The sequence below is a fragment of the Arthrobacter rhombi genome (assembly GCF_900163545.1).
Lineage (GTDB): Bacteria > Actinomycetota > Actinomycetes > Actinomycetales > Micrococcaceae > Arthrobacter_H > Arthrobacter_H rhombi_A.
Genome location: NZ_FUHW01000020.1, coordinates 114,806 through 134,842 on the forward strand (window position 1 = coordinate 114,806; position 20,037 = coordinate 134,842).

Annotated in this window: 17 protein-coding genes; 13 read left to right on the forward strand and 4 right to left on the reverse strand. The window is 64.3% G+C overall.

What is annotated here, in order from left to right; all coding sequences use genetic code 11:
• The first annotated feature begins 200 nt into the window (after window positions 1–200).
• Window positions 201–3,269 (forward strand): Tn3 family transposase, encoded by a 3,069-nt coding sequence (locus FM101_RS04700; protein WP_086996186.1) that lies wholly within the window; start codon window positions 201–203, stop codon window positions 3,267–3,269.
• A gap of 133 nt (window positions 3,270–3,402) precedes the next feature.
• On the opposite strand, the gene FM101_RS04705 is transcribed toward FM101_RS04700, so the two are convergent.
• The gene (locus FM101_RS04705) at window positions 3,403–3,996 is read right to left on the reverse strand and encodes a recombinase family protein (RefSeq protein WP_086996189.1); all 594 of its coding nucleotides are present in this window, start codon (window positions 3,994–3,996) and stop codon (window positions 3,403–3,405) included.
• Window positions 3,997–4,296: 300 nt separating this feature from the next.
• Here FM101_RS04705 and FM101_RS04710 point away from each other — a divergent pair, with 300 nt between their 5' ends.
• The 5 genes from FM101_RS04710 to FM101_RS04730 all read left to right on the forward strand — a co-directional run bounded on the left by FM101_RS04710 (window position 4,297) and on the right by FM101_RS04730 (window position 8,721).
• Entirely contained in the window at window positions 4,297–4,683 is a 387-nt protein-coding gene (locus FM101_RS04710; RefSeq protein ID WP_086996191.1) for an ArsR/SmtB family transcription factor, read from the forward strand.
• Window positions 4,680–6,626 (forward strand): heavy metal translocating P-type ATPase, encoded by a 1,947-nt coding sequence (locus tag FM101_RS04715; protein WP_086996194.1) that lies wholly within the window; start codon window positions 4,680–4,682, stop codon window positions 6,624–6,626. The genes FM101_RS04710 and FM101_RS04715 overlap by 4 nt, the downstream gene beginning before the upstream one ends.
• Window positions 6,627–6,673: 47 nt before the next feature.
• Window positions 6,674–7,132, forward strand: coding sequence for a signal peptidase II (gene lspA / locus FM101_RS04720; protein WP_241895392.1), 459 nt, complete (start codon window positions 6,674–6,676; stop codon window positions 7,130–7,132).
• Between the two features lie 231 nt (window positions 7,133–7,363).
• Entirely contained in the window at window positions 7,364–8,050 is a 687-nt protein-coding gene (locus tag FM101_RS04725; protein ID WP_086996200.1) for a DsbA family protein, read from the forward strand.
• Window positions 8,051–8,079: 29 nt separating this feature from the next.
• Window positions 8,080–8,721: a vitamin K epoxide reductase family protein gene (locus FM101_RS04730; RefSeq protein ID WP_086996203.1), complete on the forward strand. Its 642-nt coding sequence runs from the start codon at window positions 8,080–8,082 to the stop codon at window positions 8,719–8,721.
• Between the two features lie 345 nt (window positions 8,722–9,066).
• Here the strand turns inward: FM101_RS04730 and merB are convergent, their stop codons facing one another.
• Together merB and merA are read right to left on the reverse strand one after the other, a co-directional pair.
• Entirely contained in the window at window positions 9,067–9,735 is a 669-nt protein-coding gene (gene merB, locus FM101_RS04735) for an organomercurial lyase MerB (protein WP_086996206.1), read from the reverse strand.
• Window positions 9,736–9,764: 29 nt separating this feature from the next.
• Window positions 9,765–11,189, reverse strand: coding sequence for a mercury(II) reductase (merA, locus tag FM101_RS04740; protein WP_086996208.1), 1,425 nt, complete (start codon window positions 11,187–11,189; stop codon window positions 9,765–9,767).
• 107 nt (window positions 11,190–11,296) lie between these two features.
• On the opposite strand from merA, the gene FM101_RS04745 reads away from it, so the two are divergent.
• The 6 genes from FM101_RS04745 (at window position 11,297) to FM101_RS04770 (ending at window position 17,270) form a co-directional block, all read left to right on the forward strand.
• On the forward strand, window positions 11,297–11,686 hold the full coding sequence (locus FM101_RS04745; protein WP_086996211.1) for a heavy metal-responsive transcriptional regulator: 390 nt from the start codon (window positions 11,297–11,299) through the stop codon (window positions 11,684–11,686).
• A gap of 304 nt (window positions 11,687–11,990) precedes the next feature.
• A complete protein-coding gene (locus tag FM101_RS04750) occupies window positions 11,991–12,374 on the forward strand; it encodes a hypothetical protein (RefSeq protein ID WP_086996214.1) in 384 nt (127 codons plus the stop codon).
• Between the two features lie 23 nt (window positions 12,375–12,397).
• Entirely contained in the window at window positions 12,398–13,018 is a 621-nt protein-coding gene (locus FM101_RS04755) for a coiled-coil domain-containing protein (RefSeq protein WP_086996218.1), read from the forward strand.
• 77 nt (window positions 13,019–13,095) lie between these two features.
• Entirely contained in the window at window positions 13,096–13,872 is a 777-nt protein-coding gene (locus tag FM101_RS15700; RefSeq protein WP_241895393.1) for a TM2 domain-containing protein, read from the forward strand.
• Window positions 13,873–14,380: 508 nt separating this feature from the next.
• On the forward strand, window positions 14,381–15,190 hold the full coding sequence (locus FM101_RS04765) for an ARPP-1 family domain-containing protein (protein ID WP_143269210.1): 810 nt from the start codon (window positions 14,381–14,383) through the stop codon (window positions 15,188–15,190).
• Window positions 15,191–15,422: 232 nt separating this feature from the next.
• Window positions 15,423–17,270 (forward strand): DUF262 domain-containing protein, encoded by a 1,848-nt coding sequence (locus FM101_RS04770; protein WP_086996224.1) that lies wholly within the window; start codon window positions 15,423–15,425, stop codon window positions 17,268–17,270.
• A gap of 29 nt (window positions 17,271–17,299) precedes the next feature.
• Here the strand turns inward: FM101_RS04770 and FM101_RS04775 are convergent, their stop codons facing one another.
• On the reverse strand, window positions 17,300–17,740 hold the full coding sequence (locus tag FM101_RS04775; RefSeq protein ID WP_086996226.1) for a DMT family transporter: 441 nt from the start codon (window positions 17,738–17,740) through the stop codon (window positions 17,300–17,302).
• A 685-nt stretch (window positions 17,741–18,425) separates the two neighbouring features.
• Here FM101_RS04775 and FM101_RS04780 point away from each other — a divergent pair.
• Window positions 18,426–19,205 (forward strand): N-carbamoylsarcosine amidohydrolase, encoded by a 780-nt coding sequence (locus FM101_RS04780; RefSeq protein ID WP_086996229.1) that lies wholly within the window; start codon window positions 18,426–18,428, stop codon window positions 19,203–19,205.
• The last annotated feature ends 832 nt before the right edge of the window (window positions 19,206–20,037 follow it).

Consider the following 20,037-nt stretch of genomic DNA (forward strand, 5'->3'; position numbering starts at 1 on the left):
GCATGGAACACCCAACCGGAACCCGCGATCCCTGGCAGCAGCCCGGTTCGCCCGCCCACCTATCCGAGCCGGTTCGACCGGGGCCGTCGATCGGCAAGCCCTGGGCATTCGGCATCATGGGGTTTCGGTAGTAACGGCGTGAAATTGCGCGCCAAGACACGCGGTGCATGGTTTCGCCGCTGCTGGGTAGGGTGTAACGCATGCCGGTGGATTTCTTGAGTGATGAGCAGGCCGCCAGGTTCGGGCGGTTTAGCGGGGACCCCTTGCAAACCGACTTGGAGCGGTTCTTTTACCTTGATGATGCCGACCGGGAGCTGATCGCCAAACGGCGCGGAGACCACAATCGGCTGGGGTTCGCCGTGCAGGTTGGTACCGTCCGCTTCTTGGGGTCGTTCCTCACGGACCCGCTTGATGTTCCGTGGACCGTGGTCGACTATCTGGCTGCCCAGCTCGGGATTTCGGACCCCTCTGCGGTGAAGCGATACACCGTACGCGTAGAGACAGCCAACACCCATGCCCGTGAGATCCGCACCGCATACGGGTATCGCGAGTGCATCGGGGCGGTGCCCGGGGAGTTGGCGGAGTTTGTGTACTCACGTGCTTGGACCCATGGCGAGGGGCCGACCGTGTTGTTCGAGCACGCGACGGCGTGGCTTCGCCGTGAGCGGGTACTGCTGCCCGGGGTGACGACGCTCGTACGGGTGGTGCAGTCTTCACGCGAGGCAGCACAGGGGCGGATGCACTCGATGCTCGCGGCGGCGGCGCAGCAAGTCGACGCCGGGCTCCCGGCCACGTTGCTCGGTCTGCTCAAGAAGGACCATGGCCAACAGGTTTCAAGGCTGGAGGCGTTGCGGGCGGGCCCGACGCGGGTCTCGGGTCCCGAGCTGGAGAAGGCGTTGCACCGGGTCGAGGCGGTCCGAACGCTCGGGGCCGGGGCAGTTGATATGTCGGAGGTACCTGCAGCACGGGTGCGGGAGCTGGCACGGTACGGGCTGGGTGCAAAGGCACAGTCGTTGCGGAGGCTGGCCGAGCCTCGTCGTTCGGCGACGCTGGTGGCAACGGTAGCGGCATTGGAAGCCGCAGCGGTCGATGATGCGCTGGACCTGTTCGATCTGCTGATGACCACGAAGGTGCTCGGCCCCTCGCGCCGAGCGGCGGCCGCGGAACGATTGGCGAAGATGCCCGAGCTGGAGCAGGCCTCGAGCATCCTGGCCCGGGTCGGGCAGACGCTGTTGCGTGTTCTTGGGGAATCCGGCGAACAGGTCGATGTCGTGGCAGCGTGGGCGGCGCTGGAACAAGTCGCCGCCCGTGACCGGATTGCCGATGCGGTGGCGAAGGTGGGGGAACTCGTCCCGGACCAGAGGGGTGCTGCCGGGGCGATGCGTGAGCAGATGGCGCGTCGGTTCCGCACGGTGGCTCCGTTCCTGCGCCTGTTGTCCACGACAATTCCGTGGGGTGCCATCCCGGTCGGGCAGCAAGTCCTGGACGCATTGTCCGGACTGGACGGATTGCGGGGTCGGCGCAGGGTGCGACGCGAGGAAGTCGATGAAGCGCTGGTGCCACCGGCCTGGCATGGCGTGGTGTTCGAAGCCGCGGGCGAGTCCGAAGTGAATCGGGATGCATGGGTGGTGTGCGTTCTGGAACAGCTCCGTGCGAGCCTGCGCCGCCGGGACGTGTTCGCCCTGACCTCGACCCGGTGGAGCGATCCGCGCGCCCAGCTGCTCACCGGATCCGCCTGGGACACGGCGCGGGAGCAGGCCTTGCGGTCCTTGAGCCTGGAAGGCCCGGTGAGTGAGCACCTTGCCGGGAAGGTCGAGGTGCTGGATGCCGCGTGGCGGGGCCTGTCCGACTCAATTGGTCAGGCCGGCCCCGAGGCGAGCCTTCGCCTGGTCGAGGACGGCAACGGGCGGGTGAAACTCTCGGTGACTCCCCTGGACGCATTGGTCATCCCCGAGTCGCTGACAAACCTGCGGGCGCAGGTTGCCGGCATGCTGCCACGGGTGGACCTTCCCGAGATCCTCCTGGAGGTTCACTCCTGGACAGGATTCCTTCACTCCTACACCCACGCGTCCGGCGCCGGTGCCAGAATGGGTGATCTGCCGCTGTCGGTCGCCGCGGTACTGACCGCTCAGGCCTGCAATGTCGGGCTCACACCCGTCGTCGCCGAGGGGCACCCGGCTCTGACTCGGGACAGGTTGGGGCATGTGGAGGCGAACTACGTGCGCGCCGAGACCCACACGCTCGCCAACGGGCGGCTGATCGAGGCGCAGTCCGGCGTGCCAATCATCGCGTCGTGGGGTGGCGGATTGCTGGCCTCGGTCGACGGGTTGCGGTTCGTGGTCCCGGTCCGGACGATCAACGCCGCCCCGAACCCGAAGTACTTTGGACGTGGGCGGGGGCTGACGTGGTTCAACGCCGTCAACGACCAAGTCTCAGGCATTGGTGCCGTGGTCGTGCCGGGCACGGCGCGGGACTCGCTGTACGTGCTGGACACCATGCTCAATCTCGATGGCGGACCCAAACCCGAGATGGTTGCCTCCGACACCGCTTCCTACTCCGACATGGTCTTCGGGATTTTCACCCTGCTCGGCTACAAGTTCTCACCCCGGATCGCCGATCTCTCCGACCAGCGACTGTGGCGCGCCACAGCCCCCGGACAGGACCCGGGCGACTATGGGGTATTGAATGACATTGCCAGGCACAAGATTCGCCTGGACAAGATCAGCGCCCATTGGGATGACATGACCCGGGTGGCGGCATCGCTGGCGACCGGGACGGTTCGCGCCTATGACGTGCTGCGTACGCTCACCCGCGACAATGGGTCCCCCTCCCCGCTGGGTTCCGCGATCCTCGAGTACGGGCGCATGGCCAAGACCCTTCATCTGCTGGCTCTGGTCGATCCGTCGGATGAGACCTACCGGCGGGCCATCAACACCCAGCTCACCGTCCAGGAATCACGCCACCGCCTGGCCCGGGCGATCTTCCACGGGCGGCGCGGCCAGGTCTACCAGCGCTACCGCGAGGGGCAAGAAGACCAGCTCGGAGCGCTCGGCCTGGTGCTCAACGCCGTCGTGCTGTGGAACACCCGTTATACGGACGCCGCCATTGCCGCCCTGCGCGAAGCCGGAGCAGAGATCTCCGAAAACGACATCGCCCGCTTGTCACCGCTGGGAAATCAGCACATCAACACGCTCGGCCGTTACGCTTTCACCGCACCAACGCCCGACGGGCTGCGCCCACTGAGAAAACAGCTCCAGCCGGAGGGCTGACTCTTCTGAGCGTGTCGGGGACTGATCCTTACGGAAATTCACGCTCAGGACAGACAGGTCTTGATTTCCTGCGTCGATGTCGTCGGGCAGGTGTCGTTCATAAGCCGGCAGCACTGCGTCGGGACATCAGGGATCAGCGGCTCTTGCTGGATCTGGCCTCTGCACCGAGGTGACGGTAGAGCGTCGCGCGACTCCACCCGACCAAACGTGCCGCTTCTTCGGCGGTGCGTCCCTTCGCGCGGGCGTCCTTCGCAATCGCGAGCTTGTCCGCGATCACCGTCGGGTCCGAGAGCGGCCGGCCGAACCGGGTGCCCGATTGACGCGCCGCGGCGATTCCGGCATTGACCCGCTCCACGATTAGCTCGCGCTCGTATTCGGCCAGGGAGGCCAGCAGGTTCAGCATCATCCGCCCGGTGGATGTCGCGGGGTCGATCCCGTCCGAAACGGAGCGGACCTGCACGCCATGTTCGCGCAGCAGGTTCACGGTGTTCAGGACATCGACCAGGGATCGGCCGAGCCGGTCGACCCGCCAGACCACCACGGTGTCTCCGGCCTCGGCGTACTCAAGCAGCTTCTTCATCCCGGGCCGCTCGATCGCGGTCCTGCTGCCGGAGGTGACATCGGCGAACACGTCCCGTTTCTGCACCCCGTCCTTGACCAGCGCGCCAAGCTGCAACTGCGCATCCTGGCTCGAGGTGCTCACCCGCGTGTATCCCAAAAGTCTCACTCCGCCATTGTGGCTCAAAAACCCCTTGAACCCAAGCGGACGAGACGCTTTACGGTAAGACGACTTTCTGGAACAAAATGCCTCCCGGGACTGCGCCGCGACCGGTGGTCAAAATTGGCGCGGGTCCGGTGTCTCGAAAAGCTTTAGATTTATGAGACAGACGTGCGGGGCGTGACCGAGATGCGAACGCCCCGGAACGCAACTCCCGGCAAGTTCGGGGCCAACCCGAGCAGCCGCCGGGGTGGACTCCAGCGACCAGCCTTCATGCCATTGATCAGCAATTTGGGATATCATCAGTAAATGCTGATCAATCAAGATGCTCCGGTGGACGCGTGCGGGCTGGACCCCGCGGCCGCCTTGTTCCGTTCCCTCGGCGACCCGGTCCGGCTGAAAATCGTCAAGCGGATGGCCAGCGGCGAGGTACGGGTCGGCGACCTCACCCGCGAGCTGGGCCTGGCCCAATCCACGGCCTCGATGCACGTGGCCTGCCTGCGCGACTGCGGCCTGGTCGAGGGACGCTCCCAGGGCCGCAGCGTGTACTACTCGCTGTCCCGCCCGGAGCTGATGGACATGCTCGCCCAGGCCGAGGTCCTGCTGGCCGCCACCGGCAACGCGGTCAGCCTGTGCCCGAACTACGGCCCGGACAGCACCACCGCCCCGATGATTGAAAAGGAGAACGCCCGATGAGCGACGCCTGCGGATGCAGCGACGAGACAACCGAACCCGGTGAAGCCGAAGAGGCCACGGGGTTCTGGCAAGTAACCGAGGTCCGTGCGGCCGCCGTGGCCGGTGTGCTGCTGCTGGCGGCGTGGATCACCTCGCTGGCAGCAGGCCCCCGGTTCGTGACGCTTCCGCTGGAACTCGGTGCGCTGTTGGTTGCTGCCTGGACGTTCGTTCCCTCCACGCTCCGGCGTCTTCTCAAGGGAAAGATCGGCGTCGGTACGCTGATGACGATCGCCGCCGTCGGTGCCGTGGCACTGGGCCAGTTCGAGGAAGCGGCCATGCTGGCCTTCCTCTATGCGATTTCCGAGGGATTGGAAGAATACTCCCTGGCAAAAACCCGGCGCGGCCTGCGGGCACTGCTGGACCTGGTTCCGGCCGAGGCCCGGATCCTGCGCAACGGCATCGAAACCACGGTATCCCCCTCCGTCTTGGTCCCCGGGGACCGCATGGTCGTCCGGCCCGGGGAACGCCTGGCCACCGACGGACGGATCCTCACCGGCCGCACCTCCCTGGACACCTCGGCGCTCACCGGCGAATCCGTCCCCGTCGAGGTCGGCCCCGGCTCCGAGGTCTACGCCGGTTCCATCAACGGCACCGGCCCGCTGGAGGTCGAAGTCACCAGCACCGCGGAGAACAACTCGCTGGCCAAGATCGTGCACATCGTGGAAGCCGAGCAATCCCGCAAGGGCCCGGGCCAACGGCTGGCCGACTCCATTGCCAAGAAACTGGTCCCCGGCATCCTGATCGCCGCCGCCCTGATCATCATCTTCGGCTTCATCGTCGGGGAACCGGCCTTGTGGTTCGAACGCGCCCTGGTCGTCCTGGTGGCGGCCTCGCCCTGCGCGCTGGCCATCTCCGTGCCCGTGACCGTCGTGGCCTCCGTCGGTGCCGCCAGCCGCATCGGGGTGCTCATCAAGGGTGGCGGCGCGTTGGAAACCCTGGGCAAGATCCGCACCATCGCCCTGGACAAGACCGGAACATTGACCCGGAACAAGCCTTCGGTGATCGAGGTCGTGGGTACCGGATCCGCGACCCGGGAACGAGTCCTTGCCCTCGCGGCGGGACTGGAATCCCGCAGCGAACACCCGCTGGCCCGCGCTATCCTCGCCTCGACCACCGGCCGGGCTTCGGTCACCGACGTTGACACGATTCCCGGGGCGGGCCTGGAGGGGCGGATCGAGGGCAGGCGTGTCCGGCTTGGTCGCCCGGGCTGGATCGATGCCGGTGCCTTGGCCCCGGACATCGAGCGTATGCAGCACGCGGGTGCCACCTCGGTGCTCATCGAGGAGGACGGGCAGGTCATCGGTGCCATCGGCGTCCGCGACGAGCTGCGCCCCGAGGCCCGCGAGGTCATCGCAAGGCTCACCGCGGCCGGATACACCACGGCCATGCTCACCGGGGACAACGTCATCACCGCAACGGCCCTGGGCAAGGCCGCGGGCATTACCGAAGTCCATGCCGATCTGCGCCCGGAGGACAAGGCGGAGATCATCCGCACCCTCCAATCCCGGCAGCCCACCGCGATGGTCGGGGACGGAGTCAACGACGCGCCCGCCCTGGCCACGGCCGATAGCGGAATCGCGATGGGTGCCATGGGCACCGACGTGGCCATCGAAACCGCGGACATCGCCCTGATGGGCGAGGACCTAAACCACCTGCCCCAGGTACTGGACCACGCGCGCAACACCCGGCGCATCATGCTCCAGAACGTGGGCCTGTCCCTGCTGCTGATTGCCGCACTGATCCCCCTGGCCCTCTTCGGGGTCCTCGGGTTGGCCGCGGTGGTCCTCATCCACGAGCTGGCAGAAATCGTCGTGATCGCCAACGGAGTCCGGGCCGGCCGGATCAGCGGCAAGGCCGCACTGAAAAGCACGCAGCCGGTCCCGTCCCTGGAGCCTGCGGCATGATCCCCCAGGCCCCGGAGACAGCCGCCCCTCGGAAGCGGGGAACGCGTATGGTCAGGACCGCGATGCTTCTTGGCGCGGCCGCGCTGGCAGCCGTCGATCTGGCCCTCAAGGCATTGGCCGAAACCTTGCTTTCCAACGGTGCTACCACCGACCTGGGGCTGGTGAATATCCGCTTGCTCTATAACCCGGGCGTAGCGTTCAGCTTTGGCGCGGACCTCCCCTCCTGGGTCATCGTGGTGGTAACAGGGCTGATCATCGCCGCACTGACCTGGTATGCGGTTTCCTCCGCACCAGCCATGGGCCGGATGTCCCGAACGGGCGCGACCCTGCTGCTCGGTGGTGCCGTCGGCAACTTCATTGACCGGCTCGACGGGCGCGGCGTGGTGGACTACCTGCACACCGGGTGGTTCCCCACCTTCAACCTGGCAGATGTGTTTGTCACCGCGGGAGTTGTTCTGTATGCCCTCGGCACGCTTCGTGCCGCCCCTTCCCGGGACCACGACTGACCATTCGGGTCGCGCGAGGGCTTTCCATTTGCTGAACGAGGGCACCCGGAAACCCGAGTGGGATCACCCGTTGGTCCCGGCAAAGTCCAAGAAACTGTAAAAAGATCGTCCCAGCGCTTTGCCGGGACGGCTTGCCGCACGATTCATGAGCGTTCGCTCCCGGAGCAGCAAAACAATAACGACACCGGCTGGCATTCCTTTGCACCCGCCAGCCAAGGAACGGAACACCGCATGAACAGCACCACCCCGCAATCCACCCGCTCCCCGAAGAAATCCAAGATCATCGTCTGGACCCTGCTGGCCGCCATCGTTGTCGCTGCCATCGTCGGTTACGTTCTCGCCCAGGGAAACGCCAAAACCGCAGCCACCGGCGCCACCGCAACGGAAGGGCAGGTCGTTCGGGAGAACAGCCGGGTGCTCTCCCAGGCGCCGAACGAAAAGGCGGTCCTGGTGGAGTTCCTGGACTTCGAGTGCGAGTCCTGCGGCGCGTTCTACCCGGTCATCGAGGAGCTGCGCGGCGAATACGCGGAGAACATCACCTTCGTCCAGCGGTACTTCCCGCTGCCCGGGCACCTGAACTCCATGAACGCCGCCTTGGCCGTGGAGTCCGCGGCCCTGCAGGGTGCCTACGAACCGATGTACAAGAAGATGTTCGAGACCCAAGCCCAGTGGGGCGAGTCGGCGGACAACAAGAGCGCCCTGTTCCGCACCTACGCCGAGGACCTCGGCCTGGACTTGGCCGCGTACGATGCCTCCGTCGCCGACCCTGCCACCCAGGACCGCATCAAGCTGGACATCGCCGACGGCAAGGCCCTGGGCGTCAGCGGAACCCCGACGTTCTTCCTCGAGGGAAAGATGCTCACGGTCCAGAGCCTGGAACAGTTCGTGGCCGCCATCGAAGAAGCCGCCGCCAACTAGTCCGCCGTCCCGAGCCTGGAGAAGACGCCATGAGCACACCAGACACCGGCCCTGTCGTAGCCGGCCCCCAAGGACTCGAGCCCCGGGTTCCCCGCTTTGCCCGCCCACGGGCGTTCGGGTTCCTGCTATTGGCGACGGGGGTCGTGGGCTGGGTCGCCTCGGCCGTCCTCGTCCTGGAACGACTGGCCCTGTACAAGGACCCTGGCCACGTCACCAGCTGCGACGTGAACCCGTGGGTCTCCTGCGGGCGGGTCATGGGCACCTGGCAGTCGGAATTGTTCGGCTTCCCCAACCCGCTGATCGGCATCGTCGCGTTCGCCGTCGTCCTGGCCACCGCCATGGCGGTCCTCTCCGGGGCCGCCCCGGGGCGCTGGTACTGGGCCGGCTTGCAGGCCGGGGTGACCCTGGGGACGGTGTTCGTCATCTGGCTCTGGAGCCAGGCCCTCTTTGAGATCTACATTCTGTGCCTGTACTGCATGGTGGTGTGGGCGGCCATGATCCCCCTGTTCATCCTGCTCACGGTCCGCAACCTCGTCCACGGGGTCATCCCCGCGCCGCGGGCCGTGGTCCGGTTCGCTGCCGACTGGGCCGGCACGCTCGTGGCCATCGCCTATGTCGCGGTCGCCGGATCCGTGTTCCTTCGCTTCTTCCCGGCCTTCACCGGCGGATAACCGCCGGTCCCGGGGTACTCCCCGGGACCGGCGCGGCGGGCTTCGTTCCCTGCGGGTGCATTTTGCCGCGGTCGAAGGCAGCCCTGTTCAACAGCCGCCAGGCACCGTTGGAATCAGGCCATTTGGCGTTGATCTCCACGGTCCCGGTTGCCGTTCCGCTTGCGGACGCGAAACCGCAGTGCAGAGGACTTCTGACTGTGCAGGCGAAAATGACACCCGGAGTCCTCTGCACGAAGCGGCATCCGGCCTGATGCCGCCTGCACCGACCTGCCTTCTAGGCGCGCGCCCCGTTTGCCGAAACGATGGGCCAGGCACGTGCACCCCCCGGTTCCCGGCGTGTGGGCGTCACGGTGCGCAGCAGTCGTTTCGCGTGTCCGAACCCGGATCCGCGCAGGTTGCATCCGACAGCATCGAGGCCGCGATGGCGGCGCCGGCCCGGTGTGCCGCCTCGATGTCCAGGACTTCGCCGTCGGGGTGGGCGTCCAGCCACGGACCGGCGTCCTCGCGGGAGGCGAAGTAATGGATCTGGTTGCAGAACGAGGACCGCACCGGCCCCGTGCCCCGCGGGCTGATGAGGGACACGACGGCGGTGGCCGGCTGCACGGAGGTCACCGTGCCGTCCGCGCCGGTCGCCACCCGGATGAGGGTCCCGCTGCCCGGGGAGGTCGACTCAATGGTTGCGGCCTTCCCGATCAGGGCCGGGAAGAAGAGGGTGTCCAGGGCGCACCAGGTGTAGAGCTGTTCCCCGGCGACGGTAAAGCGGTGCGGGGTGGGTCGCATCGTCAGGGCGAGGCCGATGACGCGGCCCTCGTCGTCGTACTCGGTGTCCGGGACGGCGGCCAGTCCCTGCCGGACCGTGTCTTCGCTCCGGCCGCTGGCGGTGGCCAGTTCGGCGATCGTTACGGGCTCGCCCTCGGCCAGGAGCCGCAGCAGCGGCACGAACAATTTCGGGTCGATTCCGGAGCGCGCGGGGGACAACAGGTAGGTGAGGGCCTGGTGGTCGATGGTGGTCATGGAATTCCTTTGCTTCAGATGGGTTGCACTCAGGCGCAGCAGGAGAGCTTGGCGACGTCGGTGGTGAAGGCCTTGCAGGCGATCCTGATGCCCTCGGCCATCGTCAGGTAGGGGCTCCAGGCGGCGGCGACCTGCGCGGTGGTCATTCCCGCTTCGAGGATGTAGACGCCGGCGGCGGCGATTTCCCCGGCGTCCTTGGCCACCGCGGAAATGCCCAGGATCCGTCCGGTGCCGAGCTCGGCGACAACCTTGATGAAGCCGCGGGTGTCGCGGTTGACCACGGCTCGCGGCACGTACTCCAGGGGCAGGACCCGGCACTCGCAACGGATCCCGGCAGCGACGGCTTCCTTTTCCGTCATGCCGACCGACCCGATGGCGGGACTGGTGAAGGTGACCCGCGGCAGGTGCCGGTAGTCGACCTCGGCCAGGGCGTCGGTGAACGCATTGTCCACGGCCATCGCGCCGTGGGCCGCGGCAACGTAAACGAACTCCCGATGTCCGGTCACGTCCCCGGCGGCCCAGATGCGCGGGTTGGACGTGGCCAGACGGGAATCGACCAGAATCTCGCCTGTGGCGCCGGTCTTCACGCCGACGGCATCAAGGTCCAGCCCCTCGGTCACTGGGCGGCGGCCAAGTGCCACGAGGATGTGGGAAGCGCGGAACACTTCTTCGCCCCCGGCCACGCTTGCCGTCACCGAGATCCCGTCCGGGCCGGAGGCCACGGAGTCGGCCATGGCCCGCCGGACCACCCGGATGCCCTCGTCGGCAAACACCCCCGCAAGGGCCTTGGATGCCTCCGGTTCCTCCTGCGAGGCCAGCCGGGAACGGACCAGCATGGTCACCCGGGAGCCCAGCCGGGAGAAAAGCTGCGCCATTTCCAGGGCAACATAGCCCCCGCCCAGGACCAGCAATGATTCGGGAACCTCGTCCAGTTCCATCGCCGTGGTCGAGGTCAGGTACCCGGCCTCGGCCAGTCCGGGGACGGACGGCACCCAGGGTGCGGCGCCGGTGGCCACGAGGTAGTGCCCGGCCTCGATCGTTCTCACCGTACCGTCCGGGGAGGCGACCCGGAGCAGTGGTGCGTTCTGGGTCCCGGTGAACGATGCGTCCCCCGAGATCATCGTCCAGCCGTAGTCCGCGGCCAGATCGACGTACTTCTCCGACCGCATGCTTTCAACCAGCGCGGCTTTGCCCTGGATCAGGGCCGGCATGTCCACCGGGCCCGCCGAGGTCGCCACCCCGGGGAAGCGGGCCGAGTCCAACGCCACGTGGCGGGCCTCCGCGGCGGCCAGAAGCGCCTTTGAGGGCACGCATCCGGTGTTCACGCATGTCCCGCCCACGGTGCCGCGCTCCACCATCACGACCCGCTTGCCCAATCCGGTGGCTCGGATCGCGGCCGCAAACGCGCCGCCCCCGGAACCAATGATCGCCAAGTCGAACTGTTCGTTTGTCATTCCAGCTACCTCTTCCCTGTGGTGCAAAACGTCCTATGAACCATCATGAACCTTCCAGTACAATGGAAGGTCAAGTTGGGTGGCCACCGAAGGAGGAATCGGGGAACATGAGGATCGGACAGCTCGAGGAAGCAACTGGCACGACGACCAAGACCCTGCGGTTCTACGAGGAGTCGGGGCTACTCCCTCCCGCCGAGCGCCTGGCATCCGGCTATCGGGACTACGCCGAGGATGCCGTGGGGAAGGTCGCATTCATCCACCGCGGCCAGGCCGCCGGGCTCACCCTCGCCCAGATCCGCCAGATCCTGAAGATCCGCGAGCACGGCCAGACACCGTGCTCGCACGTCCAGGGCCTGCTCGGGCAGCGCCTCGGGGAACTCGATGCCCAGATCGCCGAACTCCTGGCCCTCCGGGAAACCATTTTCCAGCTCCACGAAAAGGCAAGCAAGCCGGAGCCGGATTCCTGCTCCTCCGACCAGGTCTGCCGCTACATCTGATCGATGTCCCACCCCGCTGATTGCGTGCCGCGCGGACGGGAATACCTGCCAGGCGGTAAGGGTGGGCGCCCATGGACCGCGCATCCCCACGAGGGCTTGGGCGGCTTCATGGTCGCCCGTTGGACTGGCACCGTGGCGGGCCGAAGCACCTTCCGAGGCTTGTGGCTACGACATTTAGCGTTGAAAACCACACGCTTCATCAGGCTTACGTCTGTTTGGGGTTTACCCTAACAAGTCATTTGAGGCCTAGCGCGCAATTTCACGTCGTTACTACCGAAACCCCATCATCGGCCTGGTCGTCGGGGTGGCGGTCGGCGCCATCGCCGGACAACTCTCAGCCGGCTCTCCTGCGGTGCCGGCCGAGGCCCAACCGGCCGCGTCCACTCAGCTCATCACCGAGGCCGTGGCCGACTGTGGCGTTGAGGACTCCTTGGGCGTCAGCGTCATGGACGAGGGAGCCAGCCTGCAACTGTCCACCACGGGGAAGGAATCCAGCGGCGCCAGCTACATCGAGGTGGTCTGCGTGTTGAAGGACCTCGATGTGCCCGACAGCGTCGTCGCCCGCTTCGGAACCACCCGGGCCCTCGACGGCCAACAAACCGCCGCATGGGATGGCTTCACGGCCTCTTGGGGATACCACCCGGATACCGGCCTGGACATCGTCGTCGAACCCCGGCCGCAGGACTAGCCACTATGCCTATTGGAGGAACCATGGAACAAGTGACAGAGCATCCCGAGGCGACGCCCCACAGCAAGGCTCCCCGCCCCTCGCGGAAATGGATTGCGGGAGTAGGTGCCGCAGTCGTCCTGCTGGCGGCCGGCGCCTGGGCAGGCAGCGCGGTCACCGATCCCACGACTAGCGAACAATACGCTTCGCTGAAGAGCGAACTCACCACGACGGCTGCCGAACGCGATTCCGTCCAGGCGCAGCTCGACGAAACCACCTCCGACTACGAGACCCTTTCGGGCGAAATCGACGACCGTGAACTGGCCGCCGACGAGAAAGAGGCAGCGCTCGACCAGCGCTCCGAGGAACTCGATGAGCAACAGAGCGCTGTGACGAAGCGTGAGAAGGCCGTCGGCACCGCCGAAAAGGAAAAAGCCGCCAACACGGTCACCGGGGGGACCTGGACCGTCGGCCTGGACATCGCCGCCGGCACCTACCGCGCCGACGAGCCAGTGGATTCCGACTGCTATTGGGCCATCATGCGCACCGGCAGCAACGGCGACCTCATCGAAAACGACATCCCCGGGGGAGGACGCCCGAGCGTCACCCTCTCCAAGGGCCAGGACTTCAACACCAGCCGCTGCGGCAGTTGGACCAAACAGTAAAACAATGCACGACGGCGGTGCCTCCTCCCCCGCGGATGGGAGCCGCCGCCAACCCCACCACCAACAGGAGAATCATTATGAGCACCACCATCCATCCCTCCGAATCCACCACCGACATAGCTCCCACCATCGGCCAGAAATCGTTCGTCGTGACCTGGCTTCTCTCCCTCTTCCTGGGAATCTTCGGCATCGACCGGTTCTACCTTGGCAAGATCGGCACCGGCATCCTCAAGCTGGTCACGTTCGGCGGTGTCGGCGTCTGGGCCCTCGTGGATCTGATCATCATCCTGGCCGGCGGCATGCGGGACAAACGCGGATTGGCCCTGCGCGGATACGCGGAACGCAAGGTCATCGCCTGGATCGTCACCGGTGCCCTCATTGTGATCAGCGCCGTGACGGGCGGGAACACCGCCTCGCAAGCCGGCCAATCGGCGGCGGACGTGCCGGCGACCGCGCCGACCAGTGAAGCGTCCGCAGCCCCGGCGGAGAAAACGGCCGAGGCCGCACAGGAGGCGTCCACGAAGCCGGCGCCCGCCAAGGAAGCGGCCGGCACCTGGACCCAGGTGGCCACCCTGAAGGGCAAGGCCGACTCCGCCAGCTCGACCTTCGAACTCACCGGGGCCGAAGCCCGCATGACCTACAACTTCGAAGGCTCCGGCGACATGGTCCTCGGCAGCATCTACCTGCTGACCGAAGGTACAGACCTCATGAAAGACGGCGGAGTCCCCGAGGTCATGATCGACGAAGGCGGCAAGGGCTCGACGGCACTTCACAAGTCGCCGGGAACCTACTTCCTGGACGTGAACAGCGCCGGCTTCACGGGCTGGACCGTCACGATCGAAGAGAAGAAGTAGGACCAACCCACACTTTGAGTGCCACTCGCGCCGATGGGGGAGCGGAAGAAACCCCATCGGCGCGAGTGGCAGCCCAATCCGCACACCGCGGAGAACGGAAGCGAAACCATGCGTGTCCCGACCTACTTTTCGAATGATCCGAACGACCCCGAAATCCACCACGTCCATAGCGATTGCCTGGTCGGGAAACGCATCCCATTCCCCAACCGACGATCCGGGACGAACGGTGCCCCGTTGTGCACGGAATGTGCGTCCCATCATTATTTGCGTGATTGGCCGAAGTTGTGGTTCTAGACTGTTGTTCGTTTCTCGGCGCGACAAGGAACTTCTAAAATAGGCCGACGAAATGGAAAACCATGTGAGGAATTCCAGGTCCAGGGTGTCGTGATCACTATGGTGCCGGTCGAGTTGGAAGCAGAGTTTCTCCAATGGGCGACGCGGTGGCCATGATGGAGACGTCTTGAGTCTGAACCCGTGCCATTCCACCAGGGGGGGGGCAACAAAGCAGATGTTCAATGAATTGCACGTCGGACGCGGCTCCGCTCTTGGGCCGCTAACGATTTTTCCCTTATGGACTGAGGCGACGGCCGTCGCAGATTATGCCTTGGCGGACTCATTAGGATCGCAATACCGAGTGGTCGACATGCCAACGACCCACATCATGATTGTGCAGAACATTTGCGGCAAGCCTCTTCTGCTTTTAGAGGGACAGCTGATGGCCGAGACTACTCCGAGCAGGATTGTCCGGCAGAGCGTCCTGATCGGTGCACAGCAGTCCGCTTCGATTGAGGTCGCTTACGCGGGCATGGAACGGTGGGGGTTCGACGGGCTTCCAATCGGCCGCCACTTTTCCGCGCGGATCTTCGCAGCAGAGTGGCTGGAAGGGGGTGCGAGGGGTTCGAGCGTTTATGAAGGATTCGCAAGGCACATCTCTTTCATCGGGCCTGCTGTTGATTCTGTACGCGTGTTTCCGGGACAAGTGGGTGTGGTCATCGGAATCGATGGGCACCCCGCCATGGCAGAAGTATTCGATCGCCCGGAGGCGCTGACTCATCGTCTGCATGCGATTCTGGCTGCCGTACTGTATGACGTCTTGACATTCGGCCCGCCGTCCGGGCAATCCACACCGTCGGTGAGGAGCCGACGCTTTCTCAGCAGTGCAGCAGAGGTGCCCATGCGGAAACAAGCTGCCATCGGTATGGAGGAAACTATTAGCGGGCGATCGAGATTGTTATCCATTGAAGGCATCCGGTGGCGCGGCACCGGAATTCACGCTGTTGCGACCAACAATAGACATGCACGCAATCAGTTGCTCTGAAGTTTCAGTTCCCCTGCGCAGTGTCGAGCAACCTTGGCATTAACGGACCCTACTTTCGTCGAATTGGCGGAGCGTACTGGTAGAACTGTTAAATCGAATGATCATTGGCACCACACCGCAATCGGGAACCAGCCACCCCTCAACCAGTAACCAACGTCGAGGGTCAGTACAGTCTGGATGACTGTGAGCGAAATTCGGCGCAAGTCCTGTCGATCTCATTTAGAGTACTGAAATGGGACACAAAGAACCGATGACGATCGCCAGCGCGTTGCGGCAGATCCAGGACCGAAAACTCATACTCCCTGCGATTCAGCGCGAGTATGTGTGGAAACCCTCTCAGATTATCCGCGTATTTGACTCTGTCATGCGTGGGTACCCCGTCGGCAGTTTCTTATCATGGAAAGTGTTGCCCGAGACGATCGACAAGTTCAAGTTCTATGGATTCATGATGGATTACAGCGCCTTCGACAACCGGCACAACCCGGTGATCGATATTCCCACTGACCGTGAGGTGGTCGCCATCCTTGATGGTCAGCAGCGATTGACTTCGCTCAATATCGGGCTCCGCGGGACCTACGCTTACAAGAACCACGGCGGTTGGGCGAATAAGTCGTGGTCTTATCCGGAACGCCGTCTGCATCTGAACCTGGCCAGCGAGGCCCCGGAAAACGAGCTCGGTCTCAAGTACCACTTTCAGTTTCTAACGAAGCACGACGTCGACGCGTCGGCGGGCGACGAGACCAAGAAATGGATGCCTGTTTCCGAGGTCTTCGACGCATCGGACACAGCGACGTTGATACAGCTGTTGGCCAGACACGAAGTCGGGAATGACCCGGAAGCTTCAGCGTTGGTCAGCAAGCTCTGGGAGGCGGTTCACAAGACCGCCAGTCTTCAGTTCTACGAAGAAGAAGACCAGGACATCGAGCGGGTGCTGGACATCTTTGTGCGTGTCAACTCCGGTGGAACCGTCCTTTCGTACAGCGATCTGCTTCTATCTATTGCCACCGCGCAGTGGAAGGGGGATGCTCGAGCCGCCGTTCACGGGTTGGTAGATGGCCTCAACCAGACCGGGAACGGATTCAACTTCTCCAGAGATACAATTCTGAAGTCCGGGCTGATGATGGCTGACGTTCGTGATATCGGATTCAAAGTCAAGAACTTCACCACTACAAACATGACGAAGCTCGAGACTGGCTGGGACGACATGAGCAAATCTCTCCAGGTCGCGGTCGGTCTCCTCAGCGATTTCGGTTTATCGGGTGGATCGCTCACCGTGGATAGCGTGTTGATCCCGGTCGCTTACTACGTTCACCACCGCGGGCTCGAGCACTCCTACCGTGAATCGCCGAAGTCTCGGGAAGACCGGGACTCGCTTCGCTCTTGGGTTCTGAGATCGTTGATCGTCCGTGGGGTGTGGGGCTCCGGCTTGGACACCCTACTCCGTGACCTTCGCGAGGTTATCCAGACGCAGGGCGCTTCCGCATTCCCGGTCGCTGCGATCGAGCGGGCGATGTCTCGGCGTGGCAAGCCGCTCACCGTTACCGATGCCCTCGTAGACGACGTCTTGAGCCTGTCGTACGGCAAGGCCCGGACGTTTGCCGTACTCGCAGCGCTGTTCCCACATGTCGACACGCGCAACCAGTTCCACGTAGACCATGTCTTCCCCTCGGCGTTGCTCGACCGGAAGGCGCTGCGAAGCCAGATAAATGAGGACGGTACGGCGCGCTTTACTCCCGACGAGATCGACGACCTACTTGATCTGAGAGACCGCCTGCCAAATTTGGAACTCCTCCCGGGGCTTGAGAACATCGGCAAATCCGACAAGATACCGGAGCTCTGGCTGGCGGCGGAATACCCGTCATCAAACGAGCGCAGTGCCTTCTTGGAACGCAACGCGTTGCCTCAGTCGCTCCCCCTTTCGGTAGACGAGTTCAAAGAATTCTGTGACGAGCGAGGCGCGAACCTGACGGCCCGTATCCACAGTCTGCTCGAGACTCAAATCCCAGACCCATCAAATACAAATGTGACAGTACTCGTTGACCTTGATGAGGAGCTTTCTGAAGGTGATGATTCCGACTGATGGCCGTCATTGCGGCATCAAAGACCATCTCATTTAAGATAGGCGTCAGGGGTGTGGGATGAACGAATCAGCCACGATGCCAGCCGAGACTGTCGGCGGCGCGGGCCTCTCGGCTGACCTAAAACCGTCGTATTTTGTGCATGTGAAGCGCTAATGGACCCGCCGGTCTCTACTAGTAGCACTCCGCAGATCTTGCGGACAATGCTGATGGTCATGACCCAGTTCGGTGGTTCTTTGAACAGGACGCGGCTGGCGACCGCGGTGAGGGCGACGCCGAGGGCGGCCCAGATCCGGTAGGCGGCGCCGAACCCCATGCCGGCTTGCAGGGTGAGTGCCAGACTGATGAAGGTGACGAGGTAGCCAACCGCGACGGGGAGGTGCCAGCGTTTGCTGCCATGGGTGGCCACGTGCAACGAAAGGATTCTGCCGACCTCGCTCACGATGGCGGCGATGGGCGGGAAACACACCATGAATCGGCCGCCTGCGCCAGGGAGCTGCGCGACGGGAGCCGCGTTCGACGGCGAGGACGTTGGTGATGGGGACGATGACGCTGGCCACCTTCGTTGCGATGGCTAGCATCTCGGCGAAGACAGCGGCCGAGGGTCGTTGATGTCATGCACTCGCCAGCGGCAGAAAGTCGGGTCGCTGATCGAGACCGACAGATTCGCTCGATCCGGGACACCGTCTGAGCCCTATTTTGGGTGAGCGATTGGAGGCTCCTCGGTTCGCCGTCGTGCACGTACAGCACTGGCGGCGTGCTATCCGCCCCAACGTTCCTCATCTGCTCGGTGCATTGGCTGCCAACTGGCTTTCGTCCACCTGCCGTTTCCGTTTGCCGTTGGCCATGACTTCCATGGCCGCACCCACAGCGGAGCCCTTACTCGCGGGATGGTGTCCCTTTGAAATGGTTGGCGCTTTGAATCCCGCCGTCCACCTTGGTTGCCCAACCCTGGCTTGGGGCCGTCCTCGGAGACACTTCCGCTGCCCCAGGCTCCGATTCCGACCCAGTGGTCGCCGCAGTTGAAGTTGATGCGGCGAGATCGAAACGAGAATCTATGCGCCACTGGTGTTGGAACGATCCGTGCGCTATGGTACTTGATACAGCAACGCGGTTGCTTTTGCAGCAACAAACAAACAGCGAGAGTGGAGAGAGCAATGACCGTCACGTCCAACACGTCCAGCGACATCGAAGAGCGCCTTGCAGCAGTTCTGGAGGAGGCATTCGAAGCCGGCAACAGCGTCTACAACGAGCGCGGCTTCAAGCGCCGGATCGGCTACGGCAACCGTCCCGCCGTCATCCACATTGACCTCGCCAACGCCTGGACCCGTCCGGGTCACCCGTTCAGCTGCCCGGGCATGGAGGGGATCATCCCGAATGTGCAGCGGATCAACGAGGCCGCGCGCGCCAAGGGGGTCCCGGTCTTCTACACCACGAACGTCTACCGCAACCGTGATGCCACCTCCGGCACGAACGACATGGGTCTGTGGTATTCGAAGATTCCCACGGAGACCCTTCCTGCGGATTCCTATTGGGCGCAGATCGATGACCGGATTGCGCCGGCAGAGGGCGAAGTCGTGCTCGAAAAGAACCGCGCCTCGGCATTCCCTGGCACGAACCTCGAGCTGTTCCTGACTTCCAATCGTATTGACACCCTGATCGTGACCGGCGCGACAGCGGCCGGGTGCGTGCGCCATACCGTGGAGGATGCGATCGCGAAGGGGTTCCGCCCGATCATCCCCCGGGAGACTATCGGCGACCGTGTCCCGGGCGTAGTGCAGTGGAACCTCTATGACATCGACAACAAGTTCGGTGACGTGGAGTCCACGGACTCGGTGGTGGAATACCTCAACGGCCTCGGTCGGTTCGAGGACACGATCCCGAAGACCCTCGCGGATCCCCAGCCCGAGGTCCAGGCCCCTGCGGATCCGGCCTGAGTCCCGCGGTTCGGTAATCCCGAGCTTCCCCGCCCACAGTCCGGCTTCCTCGAGGGGCCGGGCTGTGGTGTTGCCGCTAGTGCTTGGAGGTCCCGAGAGTTCAAACAATGGCGACCATCATGGGTGCGGGGCGCGCACCTGTTGCATAGAATCATGGTCACCGGGGTCGAATCGGGGGAGTGGTTGTGGCGTTGTGCGATCAGTGCGCGCGTAGCCGCGCCATTAGAAAGGTCTTGTCGCAACAACACGCGGATGGACTTGACTTACCGCGCGAAAACTGATTTCCGTCTTTAATAACGGGAACGGTGTGGCGGCACCGGAACCGCACCATGCGCGGGGTGCCGCCACAGGATGTTGCCGCGCCGTCTTGCTTCCGGCGTTCAAATGCCAGCGTTCCGCAACTTCTTGCGTTGGCCCCTGGGGAGTTAATGACCCGCGGTAGATCCGCCCGCGACGGCAACTTCCCAAAGGGGCAGAGTCTCGCCATCCGGCCTTGCAGCCCTGCCGGATAGGTACTTGTAGCACGCATCACCGTCGACAGGGCCCGGTACTCCGCGGGCCGAGACTGCGGGTGGCGCTGGAAACGTCGTCGGGGGAGACGAGCCCGCGCTGGTCGACTTTGGAAAATCTGCTCGTCTTCAGAAACTCCTTGCCAGGGAAAGCACCACGGTTGAAGGTGGTCGAGACTTGAGTGGTATGCCAGCCTTCGCGCGCGAGTTCCCGCGCCCATGCGGTTGTGGCCGGCAAATTTCGGGGACGGCATCTTCTTTCGGTCGGTTCCCGGGATTTCGGCCGAAGGCGTCGCCGCTCGGACTGAGGATGCGAGCGTCGC

Excerpts from the sequence above, each read along its gene's own strand:
- FM101_RS04770 (WP_086996224.1), top strand. The coding sequence starts at position 15,423 with ATGGGACACAAAGAACCGATGACGATCGCCAGCGCGTTGCGGCAGATC.
- FM101_RS04710 (WP_086996191.1), top strand. The coding sequence starts at position 4,297 with ATGCTGATCAATCAAGATGCTCCGGTGGACGCGTGCGGGCTGGACCCC.
- lspA (WP_241895392.1), top strand. The coding sequence starts at position 6,674 with ATGGTCAGGACCGCGATGCTTCTTGGCGCGGCCGCGCTGGCAGCCGTC.
- merB (WP_086996206.1), bottom strand. The coding sequence starts at position 9,735 with ATGACCACCATCGACCACCAGGCCCTCACCTACCTGTTGTCCCCCGCG.
- FM101_RS04730 (WP_086996203.1), top strand. The coding sequence starts at position 8,080 with ATGAGCACACCAGACACCGGCCCTGTCGTAGCCGGCCCCCAAGGACTC.
- FM101_RS04765 (WP_143269210.1), top strand. The coding sequence starts at position 14,381 with ATGTTCAATGAATTGCACGTCGGACGCGGCTCCGCTCTTGGGCCGCTA.
- FM101_RS04755 (WP_086996218.1), top strand. The coding sequence starts at position 12,398 with ATGGAACAAGTGACAGAGCATCCCGAGGCGACGCCCCACAGCAAGGCT.
- merA (WP_086996208.1), bottom strand. The coding sequence starts at position 11,189 with ATGACAAACGAACAGTTCGACTTGGCGATCATTGGTTCCGGGGGCGGC.
- FM101_RS04715 (WP_086996194.1), top strand. The coding sequence starts at position 4,680 with ATGAGCGACGCCTGCGGATGCAGCGACGAGACAACCGAACCCGGTGAA.
- FM101_RS04745 (WP_086996211.1), top strand. The coding sequence starts at position 11,297 with ATGAGGATCGGACAGCTCGAGGAAGCAACTGGCACGACGACCAAGACC.
- FM101_RS04725 (WP_086996200.1), top strand. The coding sequence starts at position 7,364 with ATGAACAGCACCACCCCGCAATCCACCCGCTCCCCGAAGAAATCCAAG.
- FM101_RS04775 (WP_086996226.1), bottom strand. The coding sequence starts at position 17,740 with ATGGTGTGTTTCCCGCCCATCGCCGCCATCGTGAGCGAGGTCGGCAGA.
- FM101_RS04780 (WP_086996229.1), top strand. The coding sequence starts at position 18,426 with ATGACCGTCACGTCCAACACGTCCAGCGACATCGAAGAGCGCCTTGCA.
- FM101_RS04700 (WP_086996186.1), top strand. The coding sequence starts at position 201 with ATGCCGGTGGATTTCTTGAGTGATGAGCAGGCCGCCAGGTTCGGGCGG.
- FM101_RS15700 (WP_241895393.1), top strand. The coding sequence starts at position 13,096 with ATGAGCACCACCATCCATCCCTCCGAATCCACCACCGACATAGCTCCC.